The 13,253-nt window shown below is 57.9% G+C and carries 14 protein-coding genes and 1 pseudogene; 10 read left to right on the top strand and 5 right to left on the bottom strand.

Annotation, left to right across the window (positions count from 1 at the left end; genetic code table 11):
* Positions 1–4: 4 nt before the first annotated feature.
* From ACTQ3R_RS08780 to ACTQ3R_RS08795, 4 genes are read left to right on the top strand one after another with little or no spacing between them, the layout of a single operon-like run.
* Positions 5–313 carry a V-type ATP synthase subunit F gene (locus tag ACTQ3R_RS08780; protein ID WP_441778756.1) on the top strand — a complete coding sequence of 103 codons (309 nt, stop codon included), beginning with the start codon at positions 5–7 and terminating at the stop codon, positions 311–313.
* Positions 314–356: 43 nt separating this feature from the next.
* A complete protein-coding gene (locus tag ACTQ3R_RS08785; protein WP_441778757.1) occupies positions 357–2,129 on the top strand; it encodes a V-type ATP synthase subunit A in 1,773 nt (590 codons plus the stop codon).
* Positions 2,126–3,502, top strand: a complete 1,377-nt coding sequence (locus ACTQ3R_RS08790) for a V-type ATP synthase subunit B (RefSeq protein ID WP_441778758.1) — start codon at positions 2,126–2,128, stop codon at positions 3,500–3,502. The genes ACTQ3R_RS08785 and ACTQ3R_RS08790 overlap by 4 nt, the downstream gene beginning before the upstream one ends.
* Positions 3,503–3,514: 12 nt before the next feature.
* Entirely contained in the window at positions 3,515–4,222 is a 708-nt protein-coding gene (locus ACTQ3R_RS08795) for a V-type ATP synthase subunit D (protein WP_441778759.1), read from the top strand.
* A 134-nt stretch (positions 4,223–4,356) separates the two neighbouring features.
* On the opposite strand, the gene ACTQ3R_RS08800 is transcribed toward ACTQ3R_RS08795, so the two are convergent.
* From ACTQ3R_RS08800 to ACTQ3R_RS08815, 4 genes are all read right to left on the bottom strand, one after another.
* Positions 4,357–5,205, bottom strand: a complete 849-nt coding sequence (locus ACTQ3R_RS08800; RefSeq protein ID WP_441778760.1) for an MSCRAMM family protein — start codon at positions 5,203–5,205, stop codon at positions 4,357–4,359.
* Between the two features lie 138 nt (positions 5,206–5,343).
* Complete coding sequence (locus ACTQ3R_RS08805; RefSeq protein WP_441778761.1) at positions 5,344–6,210, bottom strand: DUF975 family protein; 867 nt, start codon at positions 6,208–6,210, stop codon at positions 5,344–5,346.
* 14 nt (positions 6,211–6,224) lie between these two features.
* A complete protein-coding gene (locus ACTQ3R_RS08810) occupies positions 6,225–7,820 on the bottom strand; it encodes an MBL fold metallo-hydrolase RNA specificity domain-containing protein (RefSeq protein WP_441778762.1) in 1,596 nt (531 codons plus the stop codon).
* 99 nt (positions 7,821–7,919) lie between these two features.
* Entirely contained in the window at positions 7,920–8,696 is a 777-nt protein-coding gene (locus ACTQ3R_RS08815) for a Cof-type HAD-IIB family hydrolase (protein WP_441778763.1), read from the bottom strand.
* A 156-nt stretch (positions 8,697–8,852) separates the two neighbouring features.
* Between ACTQ3R_RS08815 and ACTQ3R_RS08820 the strand changes: the two genes are divergently transcribed.
* The 6 genes and pseudogenes from ACTQ3R_RS08820 (at position 8,853) to hpf (ending at position 12,531) form a co-directional block, all read left to right on the top strand.
* Positions 8,853–9,143, top strand: a complete 291-nt coding sequence (locus ACTQ3R_RS08820; protein WP_441778764.1) for a YabP/YqfC family sporulation protein — start codon at positions 8,853–8,855, stop codon at positions 9,141–9,143.
* Positions 9,140–9,397: pseudogene (gene yabQ, locus ACTQ3R_RS08825) on the top strand (spore cortex biosynthesis protein YabQ); the annotation flags it as partial. The gene ACTQ3R_RS08820 and the pseudogene yabQ, both read left to right, overlap by 4 nt.
* A 232-nt stretch (positions 9,398–9,629) precedes the next feature.
* Entirely contained in the window at positions 9,630–9,908 is a 279-nt protein-coding gene (locus ACTQ3R_RS08830) for a septum formation initiator family protein (protein ID WP_441778765.1), read from the top strand.
* A 74-nt stretch (positions 9,909–9,982) separates the two neighbouring features.
* Positions 9,983–10,456, top strand: a complete 474-nt coding sequence (locus tag ACTQ3R_RS08835; RefSeq protein WP_441778766.1) for a S1 RNA-binding domain-containing protein — start codon at positions 9,983–9,985, stop codon at positions 10,454–10,456.
* A gap of 205 nt (positions 10,457–10,661) precedes the next feature.
* Positions 10,662–11,822 carry an amidohydrolase gene (locus ACTQ3R_RS08840; RefSeq protein WP_441778767.1) on the top strand — a complete coding sequence of 387 codons (1,161 nt, stop codon included), beginning with the start codon at positions 10,662–10,664 and terminating at the stop codon, positions 11,820–11,822.
* A 157-nt stretch (positions 11,823–11,979) separates the two neighbouring features.
* Complete coding sequence (hpf, locus tag ACTQ3R_RS08845; protein ID WP_441778768.1) at positions 11,980–12,531, top strand: ribosome hibernation-promoting factor, HPF/YfiA family; 552 nt, start codon at positions 11,980–11,982, stop codon at positions 12,529–12,531.
* 63 nt (positions 12,532–12,594) lie between these two features.
* Here hpf and ACTQ3R_RS08850 read toward each other — a convergent pair whose 3' ends face one another.
* Positions 12,595–13,179, bottom strand: a complete 585-nt coding sequence (locus tag ACTQ3R_RS08850; protein WP_441778769.1) for a hydrolase — start codon at positions 13,177–13,179, stop codon at positions 12,595–12,597.
* Positions 13,180–13,253: the final 74 nt, after the last annotated feature.

A 13,253-nucleotide genomic window follows, 5' to 3' on the forward strand; every position in this document is an offset into this window, starting at 1 on the left:
GGAAATGTATAAAATTGCTGTGATGGGTGACATGGACAGCGTCCTGGGTTTCAAGGCCCTGGGTCTGGAGGTGTGCCCGGTATCCACCCCGGAAGAGGGCCGGGAGGCCCTGCACCGCATGGCCAAGGAGAACTATGCCATCCTCTACATGACCGAGCAGCTGGCCGCCCAGATGGGGCCGGAAATTGCCCGGTATAAGGATGCCCTGACTCCGGCCATTATTCTGGTTCCCGGCAAGGAGGGATCCCTGGGGATTGGGATGGCCAATATCAAAACAGCGGTGGAACGCGCCGTGGGAGCTGATATTTTGTAAGCTTCCTCATCTGAGAAATTTACTTCGAAGGAAGGTTTAGCCTATGGGAAAGATCGTCAAGGTCTCCGGCCCGCTGGTGGTGGCCACCGGCATGGAGGAGGCCAACATGGCCGACGTGGTCCGTGTGGGCGAGCAGCGTCTGATCGGTGAGATCCTCACCATGACCGGCGGCTCTGCTTCCATTCAGGTCTACGAGGAGACCTCTGGCCTGGGCCCTGGGGCGGAAGTGGTCACCACTGGCGCCCCTCTGTCCGTGGAGCTGGGCCCCGGCCTGATTGAGAATATTTACGACGGCATCCAGCGCCCCCTGGAGGTCATCATGGAGAAGGTACAGGGGAATAACCTGCCCCGCGGTGTGGAAGTACCCGCCCTGGACCGGGAGAAGAAGTGGGAGTTTACTCCCACCGTGGAGCCTGGTGCCCAGGTGGTGGGCGGTGATGTGATCGGTACCGTTCAGGAGACCGACTCCATCCTCCACAAGATCATGATCCCCCCCAAGATGCAGGGCAAGATCGTCTCCATCCAGGGCGGGTCCTACACCGTCACCGAGACGGTGGCCGTGCTGGAGCAGCCCAACGGTACCAAGACCGAGCTGTCTCTCATGCAGAAGTGGCCCGTCCGTGTGGGACGCCCCTACAAGCATAAGTATCCTCCCACCATCCCACTCCAGTCTGGACAGCGGATCGTGGATACCTTCTTCCCCGTGGCCAAAGGCGGCACCGCCGCTATCCCCGGCCCCTTCGGCTCCGGCAAGACGGTGATGCAGCACGCCCTGGCCAAGTGGTCGGACGTGGACCTGGTGGTCTACATCGGCTGCGGCGAGCGCGGCAACGAGATGACCGACGTTCTCCGGGAGTTCCCCGAGCTGGTGGACCCCCGTACCGGCCAGTCTCTGATGAAGCGTACCGTGCTGATCGCCAATACCTCTGACATGCCTGTGGCTGCCCGTGAGGCCTCCATCTACACCGGCATTACCATTGCCGAGTACTTCCGTGACATGGGCTACGCCGTGGCCGTCATCGCCGACTCCACCTCCCGCTGGGCCGAGGCTTTACGCGAAATGTCCGGCCGTCTGGAAGAGATGCCCGGTGAGGAGGGCTACCCCGCCTACCTGAGCTCCCGTCTGGCCCAGTTCTATGAGCGTGCGGGCAGCGTGTCCTGCCTGGGCTCGGACGAGCGCCGGGGCAGCCTCACCGCCGTAGGCGCCGTATCCCCTCCGGGCGGCGACCTTAGTGAGCCTGTCTCCCAGGCCACCATGCGGATCGTCAAGGTGTTCTGGGCTCTGGATGCCTCCCTGGCCTACCGCCGCCACTTCCCCGCCATTAACTGGCTCAACTCCTACTCCCTGTATCTGGACTCTCTGAAGAGCTGGTATGATGAAAACCTGGGCAAGGATTTCCTCCAGAACCGGGAATGGGCTATGGCCGTGCTCCAGGAGGAGGCCAGCCTCAACGAGATCGTTCAGCTGGTTGGTAAGGATTCCCTGTCCGCCAAGGATCAGATCACCCTGGAAGTGGCCAAGATGATCCGGGAGGACTTCCTCCAGCAGAACTCCTTCGTGGACATCGACTCCTACTCTGAGTATGACCGTCAGGCCAGAATGCTGACCATGATCCGGGACTACGACGTTCAGTGCCGGGCTGCGGCGGAGAAGGGCGGCTCCCTGGCCGACCTCTTTGCCATTCCCGCCCGCGAGGGCATCGGCCGGGCTAAGTCTGTCCCCGCCGACCAGTATAAAGACAACTACGCCGCCCTGTCCGAGGAGATGGAGCGGGAGATCACTGCCATTGGAGAGAAAGGAGCGGATGCACTGTGATTCGGGAATATAAAACGATCCAGGAGATCTCCGGCCCTCTGATGGTGGTCAACCGGGTCCAAGGGGTCACCTATGACGAACTGGCCGAGATCGAGCTTTCTGACGGTTCTGTCCGCCGGTGTAAGGTTCTGGAGGTCAACGGCGACTCCGCCGTGGTGCAGCTCTTTGAGGCCAGCGCCGGCATTAACCTGCGGGATTCCAAGATCCGTTTCCTGGGCCACCCCCTCCAGCTGGCCGTCAGCGGCGATATGCTGGGCCGTGTGTTCAACGGCATGGGCCAGCCCATTGACGGCGGCCCCGCCATTTTGGCCGACGAGTACCGGGACATCAACGGCCTGGCCATGAACCCCGCCGCCCGGAACTACCCCAACGAGTTTATTCAGACGGGCATCTCCACCATCGACGGCCTGAACACCCTGGTCCGTGGCCAGAAGCTGCCCATCTTCTCCGGTTCCGGTCTGCCCCACGCCGCTCTGGCGGCCCAGATCGCCCGTCAGGCTAAGGTGCTGGACGGCGAGAGTAACTTCGCCGTGGTCTTTGCCGCCATCGGCATTACCTTCGAGGAATCCGAGTTCTTCGTCAGCGAGTTTAAGCGCACCGGCGCCATCGACCGTACCGTCCTGTTCACCAACCTGGCCAATGACCCCGCCGTAGAGCGTATCGCCACCCCCCGTATGGCCCTGACCGCCGCGGAGTACCTGGCCTTTGAGAAGAACATGCACGTACTGGTCATCCTCACCGACATCACCAACTACGCCGAAGCTCTGCGTGAGATCTCCGCCGCTAAGAAGGAGGTCCCCGGCCGGCGTGGTTACCCCGGCTACCTGTACACCGACCTTGCCACCATGTACGAGCGTGCTGGCCGTCAGGTGGGGAAGGAGGGGTCCATCACCATGATCCCCATCCTGACCATGCCGGAAGACGATAAGACTCACCCCATTCCCGACCTGACCGGTTATATCACCGAGGGACAGATCATCCTCTCCCGTGAGCTATACCGCCGGGGCGTCAATCCCCCTGTGGATGTGCTGCCTTCCCTGTCCCGTCTGAAGGATAAGGGTACCGGCGAGGGGAAGACCCGTGAGGACCACTCGGGCACCATGAACCAGCTCTTTGCCGCTTACGCCACTGGTAAGGAAAACAAGGAGCTCATGTCCATTCTGGGTGAGGCCGCCCTGAGTCCCACGGACCTGCTGTACGCCAAATTTGCCGACGAGTTTGAAAAGCGCTATGTCTCCCAGGGGACGGACGAGAACCGCTCGATTTTCGAGACCCTGGATCTGGGCTGGGAGCTTTTGAGCATCCTGCCCCGGAGCGAGCTGAAGCGAATCAAGCCTGAGCATATCGACAAGTATCTGCCCAAGAAGGATTAAGGGGGGATTTGAGTGCCTTCCACAACGATAAATCCTACCCGTATGGAGCTCACCCGCCTGAAAGGCCGCCTGAAAACTGCCCAGCGGGGTCATAAGCTCCTGAAGGACAAACGGGATGAGCTGATGAAGCAGTTCATGGACGTGGTCCGGGAGAACCGTGCCCTGCGCCGACGGGTGGAGGAGGGGCTAATGCGGGCCCACGGTGCCTTTACCGTGGCAGCTGCCCTTATGTCTCCGGAGATGCTGGAGCAGTCTCTGCTGTATCCCAAGCAGAGCGTGGAGCTGGACATGACCTTTGAAAATGTCATGTCGGTGGATGTGCCCCGGTATCAGTTCCACACCTCCAGCCAGGAGCCGGGGGAGATCTACCCCTATGGCTTTGCCCAGACCAGCGGTGAGCTGGACGATGCAGTAGACGCCATGGCCCAGGTCTTTCAGGATATGCTGAAGCTGGCGGAGGTAGAAAAGACCTCCCAACTGCTGGCTGAGGAGATCGAAAAGACCCGCCGGCGTGTCAACGCGCTGGAATATGTGAAGATTCCGGAGATGCAGCAGAACATCAAGTATATCACCATGAAGCTGGATGAAAATGAGCGTGCCAACACCATACGCCTTATGAAGGTGAAGGACCTCATCCTCAAGGAGGCCATCCAGGAGCGCCAGGAGGCAAATGCCAGGGCGATGGAGACCTTTGGCGGAGAAGCTCCCGGCACGATCTAAAGAGCAATTTCCACAAAAGTGGCGGTGCCAACTTGAGCACCGCCACATTTTTATTCTGTGGGACGATAAAACCGGCGTCAGGATAGCCTGCGCCAGCAGAATTGACCGGAGCTGGGATACAGCCGGCAGAGTGCTTACTGGTTCATTTTGGCCTTGACCAGATACTGGCCGTCGGTGACGCCGCCGAAGAGATATTTGCCGTCCGCGTTGGTTTTTGTGGTGGCGATCAGCACCTCACGCCCCTCGACCAGCTGGAAAAGTCCGACAAAGCATCCGGCTACTACATTGCCCTTCTGGTCACGGATAATGCCGCTGACGGTGCCGTTGTAGGTGCGGGAATCCACCACCATGGTCAGGTTGACATTGGCAATGGAACCGTTCAGGATGGTGACGGATGTGGGGGCGGTGGTGATGTGACCCACGGCGGAGGCAATCAGAGTGTAGATACCGTCAGCCACATCATAGAAGGCGAACTCACCGTCATCTACGGAGTAGGTGGTGGCAACGACTTCGCCGGCCAGGTTGCGCAGAGAGAGCTTAGCGCCGGATAGGGGAGCGGGAGTAAGATTGACCAGCGTCTGCACTACGCCGGCAATGGCGCCCAGGGAGAGTGAGGCATCGCGCGTACAGGTCAGGTCGATCTGGCTGGTATTGCCCTGAGTGAGGACAACGCCGATTCCAGTGCTGAGCAGATACCCCTCTTTGACTGCGGCCACGGTATAAGTGCCGGCCGGGATGCCTTCCAGAGTGTAGCCGCCGTCCGCATCTGTCACAGTGTGCTGATAGGGGGTTCCCTGGCTGTCAAACAGCTTGACCGTGGCGTCGGCAATGGGGGAAGCCCCGTCGGTGACGGTACCCATAAGGGTTGCGGTGGCAGCAGGGACAGGAGGCAGCGTCAGATTGATGTCCGCCTCTTGGGTTCCGGAAATGGGGAAACTTTGACTGTATTGCAGCTGCAGCAGATCCTGGGTGATATCGGCCATAAAAATTACCTCCTGAGACTTGAACAGTAACAGCCGGCGCAGGCCGGCTGCCGATATAATCTATGCTCTTCCCATGGGAAAGGTGCAGATAGAAAAACAGCAGCGCCAATTCGGCGCTGCTGTTTTTGTCTGTTCACATTAAAGCGGAGGCATTTGCTCATAGCTCTGGTTTTGACGGCAAAGTGTGTCATAAAAACCGGCCTGGGCCACAGCTGTATAGGGGATGACCCAGAGGGAAAGGGGAAGGACGATCAGATTGGAGAGAAGAAAGGCTGGGGCGCTGTTGATGACAGACTGATAAAACCACAAATTATCTGCGCTTATGGCGGTGGAGAAAGCGCCGTTTTGGATAAGAAAGAAAAGCAATACACCACCGGACAGCAGAGATTGCAGCAGATACCAGCCGATGAAGGAAAACTGCAGCTTGAACAGCTCCCATTTTTGTCCCCGCATCATCTCCACGCTGCGGCTCACCGCGGCACTTGCTCCGTCATCTGGAAAATCCGCCAGCAAGTAGGGTGCGAGCGCGTAACGGAGCATGATGACCACCACGGCAATATAGAATAGAAGGATGCCCAAAACATAGGCCGCAGGGACAGGGATCAAAAAGAACAGGATGGTCATCCCCATAGCAAGCAGGAATACCCAGAGGAACATGCGCAGGATAATCAGCATCTCCATGATAATGACCCGCCCGGCGATGGAAAAGCCCTGTATGAGGGCCCCGGCACCAGGATTCAGCTTGCGCCAGGTCCAAAGGGACCAGAGGTTGTAGCCAAAGTAGATGACCACATAGTACAGATTATAGAGGATCGTGCAGAAAAAGAGGAAAAAGCTGAATTCCGCCAAAACAGATCCCCTGAAGGAAGAAAGTTGGTGGATCAGGCCCTCCACTCCAGTGGTCAAAAGAAGGTATATCAGACAGACCGCCCAAAACCGGGGCCTGGTCAGTCTCATGGCCTCCCGAGCCTGACGCTTCAGACTCTTTCGATCAAATAACATCATAAAATAGTCTCCAATTACTCCCACTTGTCCATGATCTGGCGCAGCTGATCGGCCAGCTTGGCCAGATCCTTGTTGGAGCGTCCCCGGCTGCGGCTGATAAGGTCGGCCAGATCCCGAGAGACGTCCTGAAGCCGCAGGAAAGCGGGGGAAGGTGCGGAAGCACCGCCAGCGGTGCGCTTGGTCTCCAGAACAATTCCCTTAGCCAGCATACGATTTTCCAGCAGATCGTAGACCTCCTCATAGAGAGGAGCGTGGGCAGGGAGGCCCCGCTCATTGAGATCGGCGGCAAAAAGCTCTGTGACCTCCGAATCTCCGTGTACCACAAAAACCTGCTGCGGCTTGGGGGAGAAGTGCTCCACCCAGGAGAGCAGGTGGTCCCGGTCTGCGTGGGAGCTCAGTCCCTTAAAGTTGACGATCCGGGCCCGGACGGCAATCTCCTCGCCAAAGAGCTTGACCGATTTGGCCCCTTCCAGAAGCCGGCGGCCCAAGGTGCCCTCCCCCTGGTATCCCACAAAGACGACCGCACATTCCGGCCGCCAGAGGTTGTGCTTCAAATGGTGGCGGATGCGGCCCGCATCGCACATGCCGGAAGCGGAAATGATGATCTTGGGGGTGGGGTCCATGTTGAGGGCTTTGGACTCCTCGGTAGACTGGGTGAGGGTGAGGCCGGGGAAGGTAAACAGATCCTCTCCGCCCTGGAGCACGGCAATGGCCTCCTCGTCCAGGTAGCCGTGGAGGTCGCCGGCGTAGATCTTGGTGGCCTCGGCGGCCAGGGGGCTGTCCACGCAGACGGTGAAGTTGGGGACCGTCCGCACCATCCCGTTATTTTTGATCTCCCGCAGGAAGTACAAAAGCTCCTGGGTGCGGCCCACGGCAAAGGAGGGAATGACAATATTGCCTCCTTTGGAAAATACGTCGTCAATGAGGGCGGCCAAGGCCTCGGTGTAGCTCTCAGGCGGCTCGTGGTTGCGGTCGCCGTAGGTGGACTCCATGACCACATAGTCTGCCTGCTCTACAAAGGAGGGGTTGCGGATGATGGGCTGGTCCACATTGCCGAGATCTCCGGAAAAGACCAGCTTTTTGGTCACGCCGTTTTCCGTAGCCCAGATCTCCACCGCGGAGGAGCCCAGCAGATGCCCCGCATCACAGAAACGGGCTTTCACACCTTCACACAGGTCAAAGATCTGGCCGTACTCGTGGGTGTGCAGCAGTTGAAGGGCAGCTTCCGCATCGGCCAGAGTGTACAAAGGTTCGACCTCATCCCGGCCGGCTCGCTTTCCTTTTTGGTTCTGCCACTGGGCATCGCTTTCCTGAATGTGGGCGGAATCCCGGAGCATAATGGACAGGAGCTGGGCCGTGAGGCGAGTGGCAACGATCTGGCCAGAAAAACCCTCTTTTGCCAAAAGAGGGAGACGGCCGGAGTGGTCAATGTGGGCGTGGGTGACCAAAACATAGTCAATATAGCTGGGGGCGAAATCCAGAGCGTTGTCGTCGTGCTCATCCCGACCCTGCTGCAGGCCGCAGTCGATCAGGATTTTTTTACCTCCAACTTCCAGACAGTGGCAGCTGCCCGTAACAGCATGGGCGGCGCCGAAAAATGTGAGTTTCATATAGGAACCTCCTGTTTACAGTTTGGAAGGATTGATCTTATTGTACACTGTTTCTCCAGGAAATTCCACTCTAATTTGTTAATATTGTAAAAACATGCCTCAGGGCAGCAGGCCAAAATGTTCCAGTGCGGTAACCACACCGTCTTCGTCTACCGTACCGGTGACATAGTCGGCCTGACTCTTTACAAAGTCACTGGCCGAGCCCATAGCGATTCCAGTTCCGGCGTGGACCAGCATGGACAGGTCATTTTCTCCGTCTCCAAAGGCCATGGTATGTTCCAGGGGAATAGAGAAATGCTCCAATATGGCATCCATTCCCTTGTCCTTCCCGCCGGTGGTGGGGATCACATCCAGAAAATAGGGGTGCCACCGGGTGGTTTTCAGGTGGGGAGCCCGGTCCAGAAGCAGCCCCTCGTTCTCTTTGGTAAGGAAGGTGATGGCCTGATAGATGTCCCGGCCCAGGGCCCGCGTTGGATCGGCGGTGGGAGGGAGGGGAAGGTGCAGGTCGTCCATGAACTGGACCGTATACTGGTCAGAGTAGTTGATGTAGATGTCCTTTCCCTCCAAAAAGATGCAGGAGAAGGCATTGGAGCCGGCGGCGGCTACCAGTTCCTCTACGGCAGCGGGCTCCATGGGGTTGCTGCGCAGTACCTTGTCCCCGCAGTAGCAGTACTGGCCGCTGAGGGTCACATAGCCGTCAAAGGGGAAAGCGGAGCGGACCGCGTCCAGCATAAGAGGATGCCGGCCGGTGGATACGAAAAGCTTGATCCCCCTGGCCTGGAGGGTGTGCAGGGCAGAAAGCACACGGGGAGAGATCTGGTGGGTTTGAAAGCTGACCAGGGTTCCGTCAATGTCAAAGAAAATCGCCTCAACCATGATTGGACCTCCGAACGAGAATGTTTGCTCCATTGTACAACAGGGGCGGGAGCATTTCTATGTGCGATTTGGACAATCTTCATTCCCAATTGGGGAAAGCAGGCATAAAAAGGAGGGAGAAGGCCATAAAATGGACCAGTGGAAGGGGGTCTTACCATGGACTACGAGACGGACAGAGGCAGGATGGAGATGAGCCATCATGTCATTTTGGAGGAACGGGAACAGCTGGTGATTTCCGGGGTAGAGGAGGTGGAACGCTTTGATGAGAGTTCCATTCTGCTTACCACCGCCCAGGGAGAGTTGGAAATCCAGGGGGAGGGGCTCCACATTGAAAAGCTGTCCCTGGATGGAGGAGACCTGAAGGTGGAAGGGCGGGTGAACGCCCTGATCTATGAGACAGAGGAGGGCCGCAGGGGAGGGCTGTTTGCCCGGCTGCTGGGAGGATGAACATTGACACCATAGAGCAGGGCCGGGCCCTGTGCCAGGCTCTGCTGCTGGGCGGGGCCATGGGAGTGGGTTATGACGTTCTGCGTATTATCCGGGTACGGCTAAGACTGCCGCTGCTGGGCCCCATCCTGGATTTGGCCTTCTGGTTAGGAGCAACGGGAGCCCTGTTTGTTTGGTCCCAGAGCGCATGGGGCGGGCAGGTCCGACTGTATGGAGCGCTGTTCTGCCTGTTGGGTGGTGCGGCCTATTTCTGGGCAATCAGCCCCTGGATGTTGAAATTTGGCTATCTTTTGGCAGATCTTGTCACCCAGTTATGGGAAATTTTAACACTTCCATTGGGGTTAACCGGAGCTTTTTTAAAAAAAATCAGAGAACTTGCAAAAAACATCTTCCTTTCCGGAACGAAATGGTATAAAATAAAGCAGAATACGAGACAGTTGGATGCGGTACAGCGCCGCCGTTTGCTGCGGGAAGGGAGTGTGGTGGATGGTACGATTCAAACGGGCCGGAATTTTGACCAAGCTGGTCGTGCTGGTCCTTCTCATCTACATGGCCACTTCCCTTATGGACCTGAGGGGGAAAATCCAAAGCGTGGAAGAACAGCGCGACGCTTTGGTTCAGCAGGTGGCCAACCAGCAGCTGCGCAACCAAGAGCTGCAGGACGCCATCGAAAACAGCGACGACCCTGATATGATGGAACAAGTGGCCCGTGACAAGGGCTTCGTCCGCCAGGGTGAGGAGCTGTATGTAGACGTGGCCAACTGACCCGGCCGCTGCTCCGGCCAGGGAATGTGTGTCCCCGGACGGAGAATTTTACAAGGAGGATATTTCGGTCGCTTATGGAGTTTGGAGTTGGGGCCGTCGTAGACGGCAAGGTTACAGGTATCACAAAATTTGGGGCTTTTGTTGCACTGCCGGAGGGAAAGTCCGGTCTGGTGCATATTTCCGAGATTGCCTATTCCTATGTGAATGAGGTCTCTGACCATCTGCACGAGGGGCAGGAGGTCAAGGTCAAGATCATCGGCATCGACCAGGCAAACCGGATCAATCTATCCATCAAGCAGGTAGAGCCCCCACCTCAGCGTGCCCCCCGGCAGCAGGGAGGCGGCGGACAGCAGCGCTTTAATGGCGGCGGCCGTCCCCACCAGAACAGTGCCCCCCGCCCCATGGGCTTTGTGCGCCAGGCTCCAAAGGAACCCACTGATTTTGAGGACCGGCTGAAGCAGTTCATGCAGTTCTCGGACAGCAAGCTGTCTGAGCTGCGCTACATCGAAAAGAAGGGCGGAAACCGCCGGGGAGGCGGCCGCCGGTAACAGGGCCGGAGATTGAGCTTACACCGTCGTTGTCCAGGGCCGCCGCTTATGCGGCGGCCCTGTTTTTGCAGAAAAAAACGCCCCCATTTGGGGGCGTCCAGAGTGCGGGGAAGCCCCCGATTGGTTGAGCCAAAGAGAGTATACGATACAAACAAGATAAGGTCAACGGGAAACCTGTCGTTTCCCGAAACGGAGGAACAAAACCATGCTGATCATCAACGGAACCGTCCACACCATGGACGGACTGACCATTCCCAACGGCTATGTGGCCGTGTCCGGGGACAAGATTGCAAAAGTGGGCCCCATGGAAGAGTGCCCCGACCACTGGGAGGGAGAGACTCTGGATGCCGGAGGCGGCCATATCATGCCGGGGTTTATCGATGCCCATTGCCATCTGGGCATGTTTGGAGATGCTCTGGGCTTTGAGGGAGACGATGGCAATGAGGCCACAGATCCCTGTACCCCCCATCTTCGGGCCATTGATGGAGTAAATCCCCTGGACCGCTGTTTTGAGGAGGCTCGGGCGGCGGGGGTGACCACCGTTCTCACCGGCCCTGGTTCCGCCAACCCCATCTCCGGCCAATTTGCGGCTATTAAGACCACGGGCAAATGGGTGGATGCCATGGTGGTGAAGGCTCCCATTGCCATGAAGCTGGCGCTTGGGGAGAATCCCAAAAGTGTCTACAATGAGCGCCACGAGACCCCGGTCACCCGTATGGCCACCGCTGCCATTATCCGGGAGAACCTGCGCAAAGCCCTGGAATACGGGGAGAAGCTGGAGCGGGCGGAGGCGGACGAAGAGGAAGAAAAGCCCGATTATGACGCTAAGCTGGAGGCTTTGCTGCCTGTGGTGCGGGGGGAGCTGCCCGTCCATATTCATGCCCACCGGGCTGACGACATTGCTACCGGGGTGCGCATTGCCAAAGAGTTTGGGCTGAAATGCGTCATTGTCCACGGTACTGAGGCCCATCGTATCCCGGAGCTTTTGGAACAGGAGGGGGTGCCGGTCATCACCGGTCCCTGCCTGGGAGACCGCTCCAAACCGGAGCTGGCCAATATGACCATCGAGAGCCCGGCGGTGCTTACCCTCCAGGGGGTGAAGGTAGCCATCTGTACGGACCACCCGGAGGTGCCTATTCAGCATCTGCCCCTGTGCGCGGCAATGGCGGTGAAGGGCGGCATGCTGCCCGAGGCGGCCCTGGCGGCCATTACCATCAACCCCGCCCAGATCGCCGGCATTGACCACCAGATGGGTTCCCTCACGCCGGGGAAGGACGCAGATATTGTCATTACCACCGGCCATCCTATCAACCTTCTGAGTCGGGTGCGGGCGGTCTTCATCGGCGGCATCCGGGTGAAGGGTTAAGCGCGTATATATTTAGAAAAAATTAACAAAAAGCTATGGCTTTTTTGTGCGTTTGTGGTATAATAAGATAACGGTGGGAGGGAACTCCCTCTCCGCTGGAGAGGGAGCGCCCTCCCACTTCTATACCTGCCCCTCTGGGGCGAAAGGAGCGGAAAGTATGAAATTCGTATTTACGGACAAAAAGGTGAACCTGCCTGATGCCATTCACAAGTATGCAGAGAAAAAGGTAGGAAAGCTGGACCGTTTTTTTAAGGAGGATGCCACCGCAGCCATCACATTCAGCATTGAAAAGGAGCGGAATAATAAGGTAGAAATTACCATCCGCTCCAACGGTACCATTTTCCGGGTATCTGAGAGCACCTCCGATATGCACGCCTCCATCGATGCCGCGGTGACCACACTGGAGCGGCAGATCCGTAAGAACAAGACCCGCCTGGAGAAGCGGCTGCGCCAGGGTGCCTTTGAGCGGGCCCTGGACGTGAGTGAGATCTCCACCTTTGCCCCCGATGAGCCCGAGGAAGGGGAGTACCGCATTGTCCGCAGCAAGACCTTCCCCATCAAGCCCATGACACGGGACGAGGCCATCTTGCAGATGAATCTGCTGGGCCACAGCTTCTTTGCCTTCCGGGACGAGGAGTCTGACGGCACCTTTGCCGTGGTGTACCGCCGCTACGACGGGGACTATGGCCTGATTGAAGACGGACAGTAAAAGATAAAAAATGCCCCCGGCGCCTTCGCGCGCCGGGGGCATTTTTGTAATTTACCAAATAGTTCAGTCCTCGCCCTCCAGAAAATAGGAGGCCTCCATGTCGGCAGTGGCCAGGGCAAAAGCCAGGGGATATTTTTGAAAGGCCTGGCCAACGGTACGGTTGTCCTCGGTGCCGGAAAAGCCCATGTGCCAACGGATGGCCATGGCCTCCTCCCGTGTGAGACGGATATAACCGTTGGCGATGTACACGCTCTTTTCTCCGTGGCCGTAGGGAAGGGGATCGTCAAAGGTGTAGGTGGGCACCTTTTCCCACTGGCCGGTGGCCTCATTTTTCACGTTGCGGGTACCCCGTTTGTAGCAGCCGATTTTGCAAAGGTCATGGAGCAGAGCGACAATGGCGATGGACTCGTCACTGTACTCCAGCCCGTAGAGTTCCTGTACCCGTTCCCGCTGGAGATAATCCACCAGACAGTGGTACACATTGAGACTGTGCTCACACAGCCCGCCTTCGTAGGCCCCGTGATACCGGGCAGAGGCGGGAGCGGTAAAGAAGTCGCTTTTGTTTTCCAGAAAATCCAGCAGCTTGTCTGCTCCGTCCCGGATGATGTGGGATTTGAAAATTTCAATAAATTCTTCCTTGCAGGACATGCCCTTCCTCCTAAAAATCCGCGCCAGGGCGGGAGATTTTGTGAGACGATTGTACCACAGGGGACGAGAAAAAG

This window comes from Lawsonibacter sp. LCP25S3_E2, assembly GCF_052117285.1.
Classification (GTDB): domain Bacteria; phylum Bacillota; class Clostridia; order Oscillospirales; family Oscillospiraceae; genus Lawsonibacter.

Excerpts from the sequence above, each read along its gene's own strand:
- ACTQ3R_RS08840 (WP_441778767.1), top strand. The coding sequence starts at position 10,662 with ATGCTGATCATCAACGGAACCGTCCACACCATGGACGGACTGACCATT.
- ACTQ3R_RS08815 (WP_441778763.1), bottom strand. The coding sequence starts at position 8,696 with ATGGTTGAGGCGATTTTCTTTGACATTGACGGAACCCTGGTCAGCTTT.
- ACTQ3R_RS08835 (WP_441778766.1), top strand. The coding sequence starts at position 9,983 with ATGGAGTTTGGAGTTGGGGCCGTCGTAGACGGCAAGGTTACAGGTATC.
- ACTQ3R_RS08805 (WP_441778761.1), bottom strand. The coding sequence starts at position 6,210 with ATGATGTTATTTGATCGAAAGAGTCTGAAGCGTCAGGCTCGGGAGGCC.
- ACTQ3R_RS08820 (WP_441778764.1), top strand. The coding sequence starts at position 8,853 with ATGGACTACGAGACGGACAGAGGCAGGATGGAGATGAGCCATCATGTC.
- ACTQ3R_RS08780 (WP_441778756.1), top strand. The coding sequence starts at position 5 with ATGTATAAAATTGCTGTGATGGGTGACATGGACAGCGTCCTGGGTTTC.
- ACTQ3R_RS08800 (WP_441778760.1), bottom strand. The coding sequence starts at position 5,205 with ATGGCCGATATCACCCAGGATCTGCTGCAGCTGCAATACAGTCAAAGT.
- ACTQ3R_RS08850 (WP_441778769.1), bottom strand. The coding sequence starts at position 13,179 with ATGTCCTGCAAGGAAGAATTTATTGAAATTTTCAAATCCCACATCATC.
- ACTQ3R_RS08785 (WP_441778757.1), top strand. The coding sequence starts at position 357 with ATGGGAAAGATCGTCAAGGTCTCCGGCCCGCTGGTGGTGGCCACCGGC.
- hpf (WP_441778768.1), top strand. The coding sequence starts at position 11,980 with ATGAAATTCGTATTTACGGACAAAAAGGTGAACCTGCCTGATGCCATT.
- ACTQ3R_RS08810 (WP_441778762.1), bottom strand. The coding sequence starts at position 7,820 with ATGAAACTCACATTTTTCGGCGCCGCCCATGCTGTTACGGGCAGCTGC.
- ACTQ3R_RS08830 (WP_441778765.1), top strand. The coding sequence starts at position 9,630 with ATGGTACGATTCAAACGGGCCGGAATTTTGACCAAGCTGGTCGTGCTG.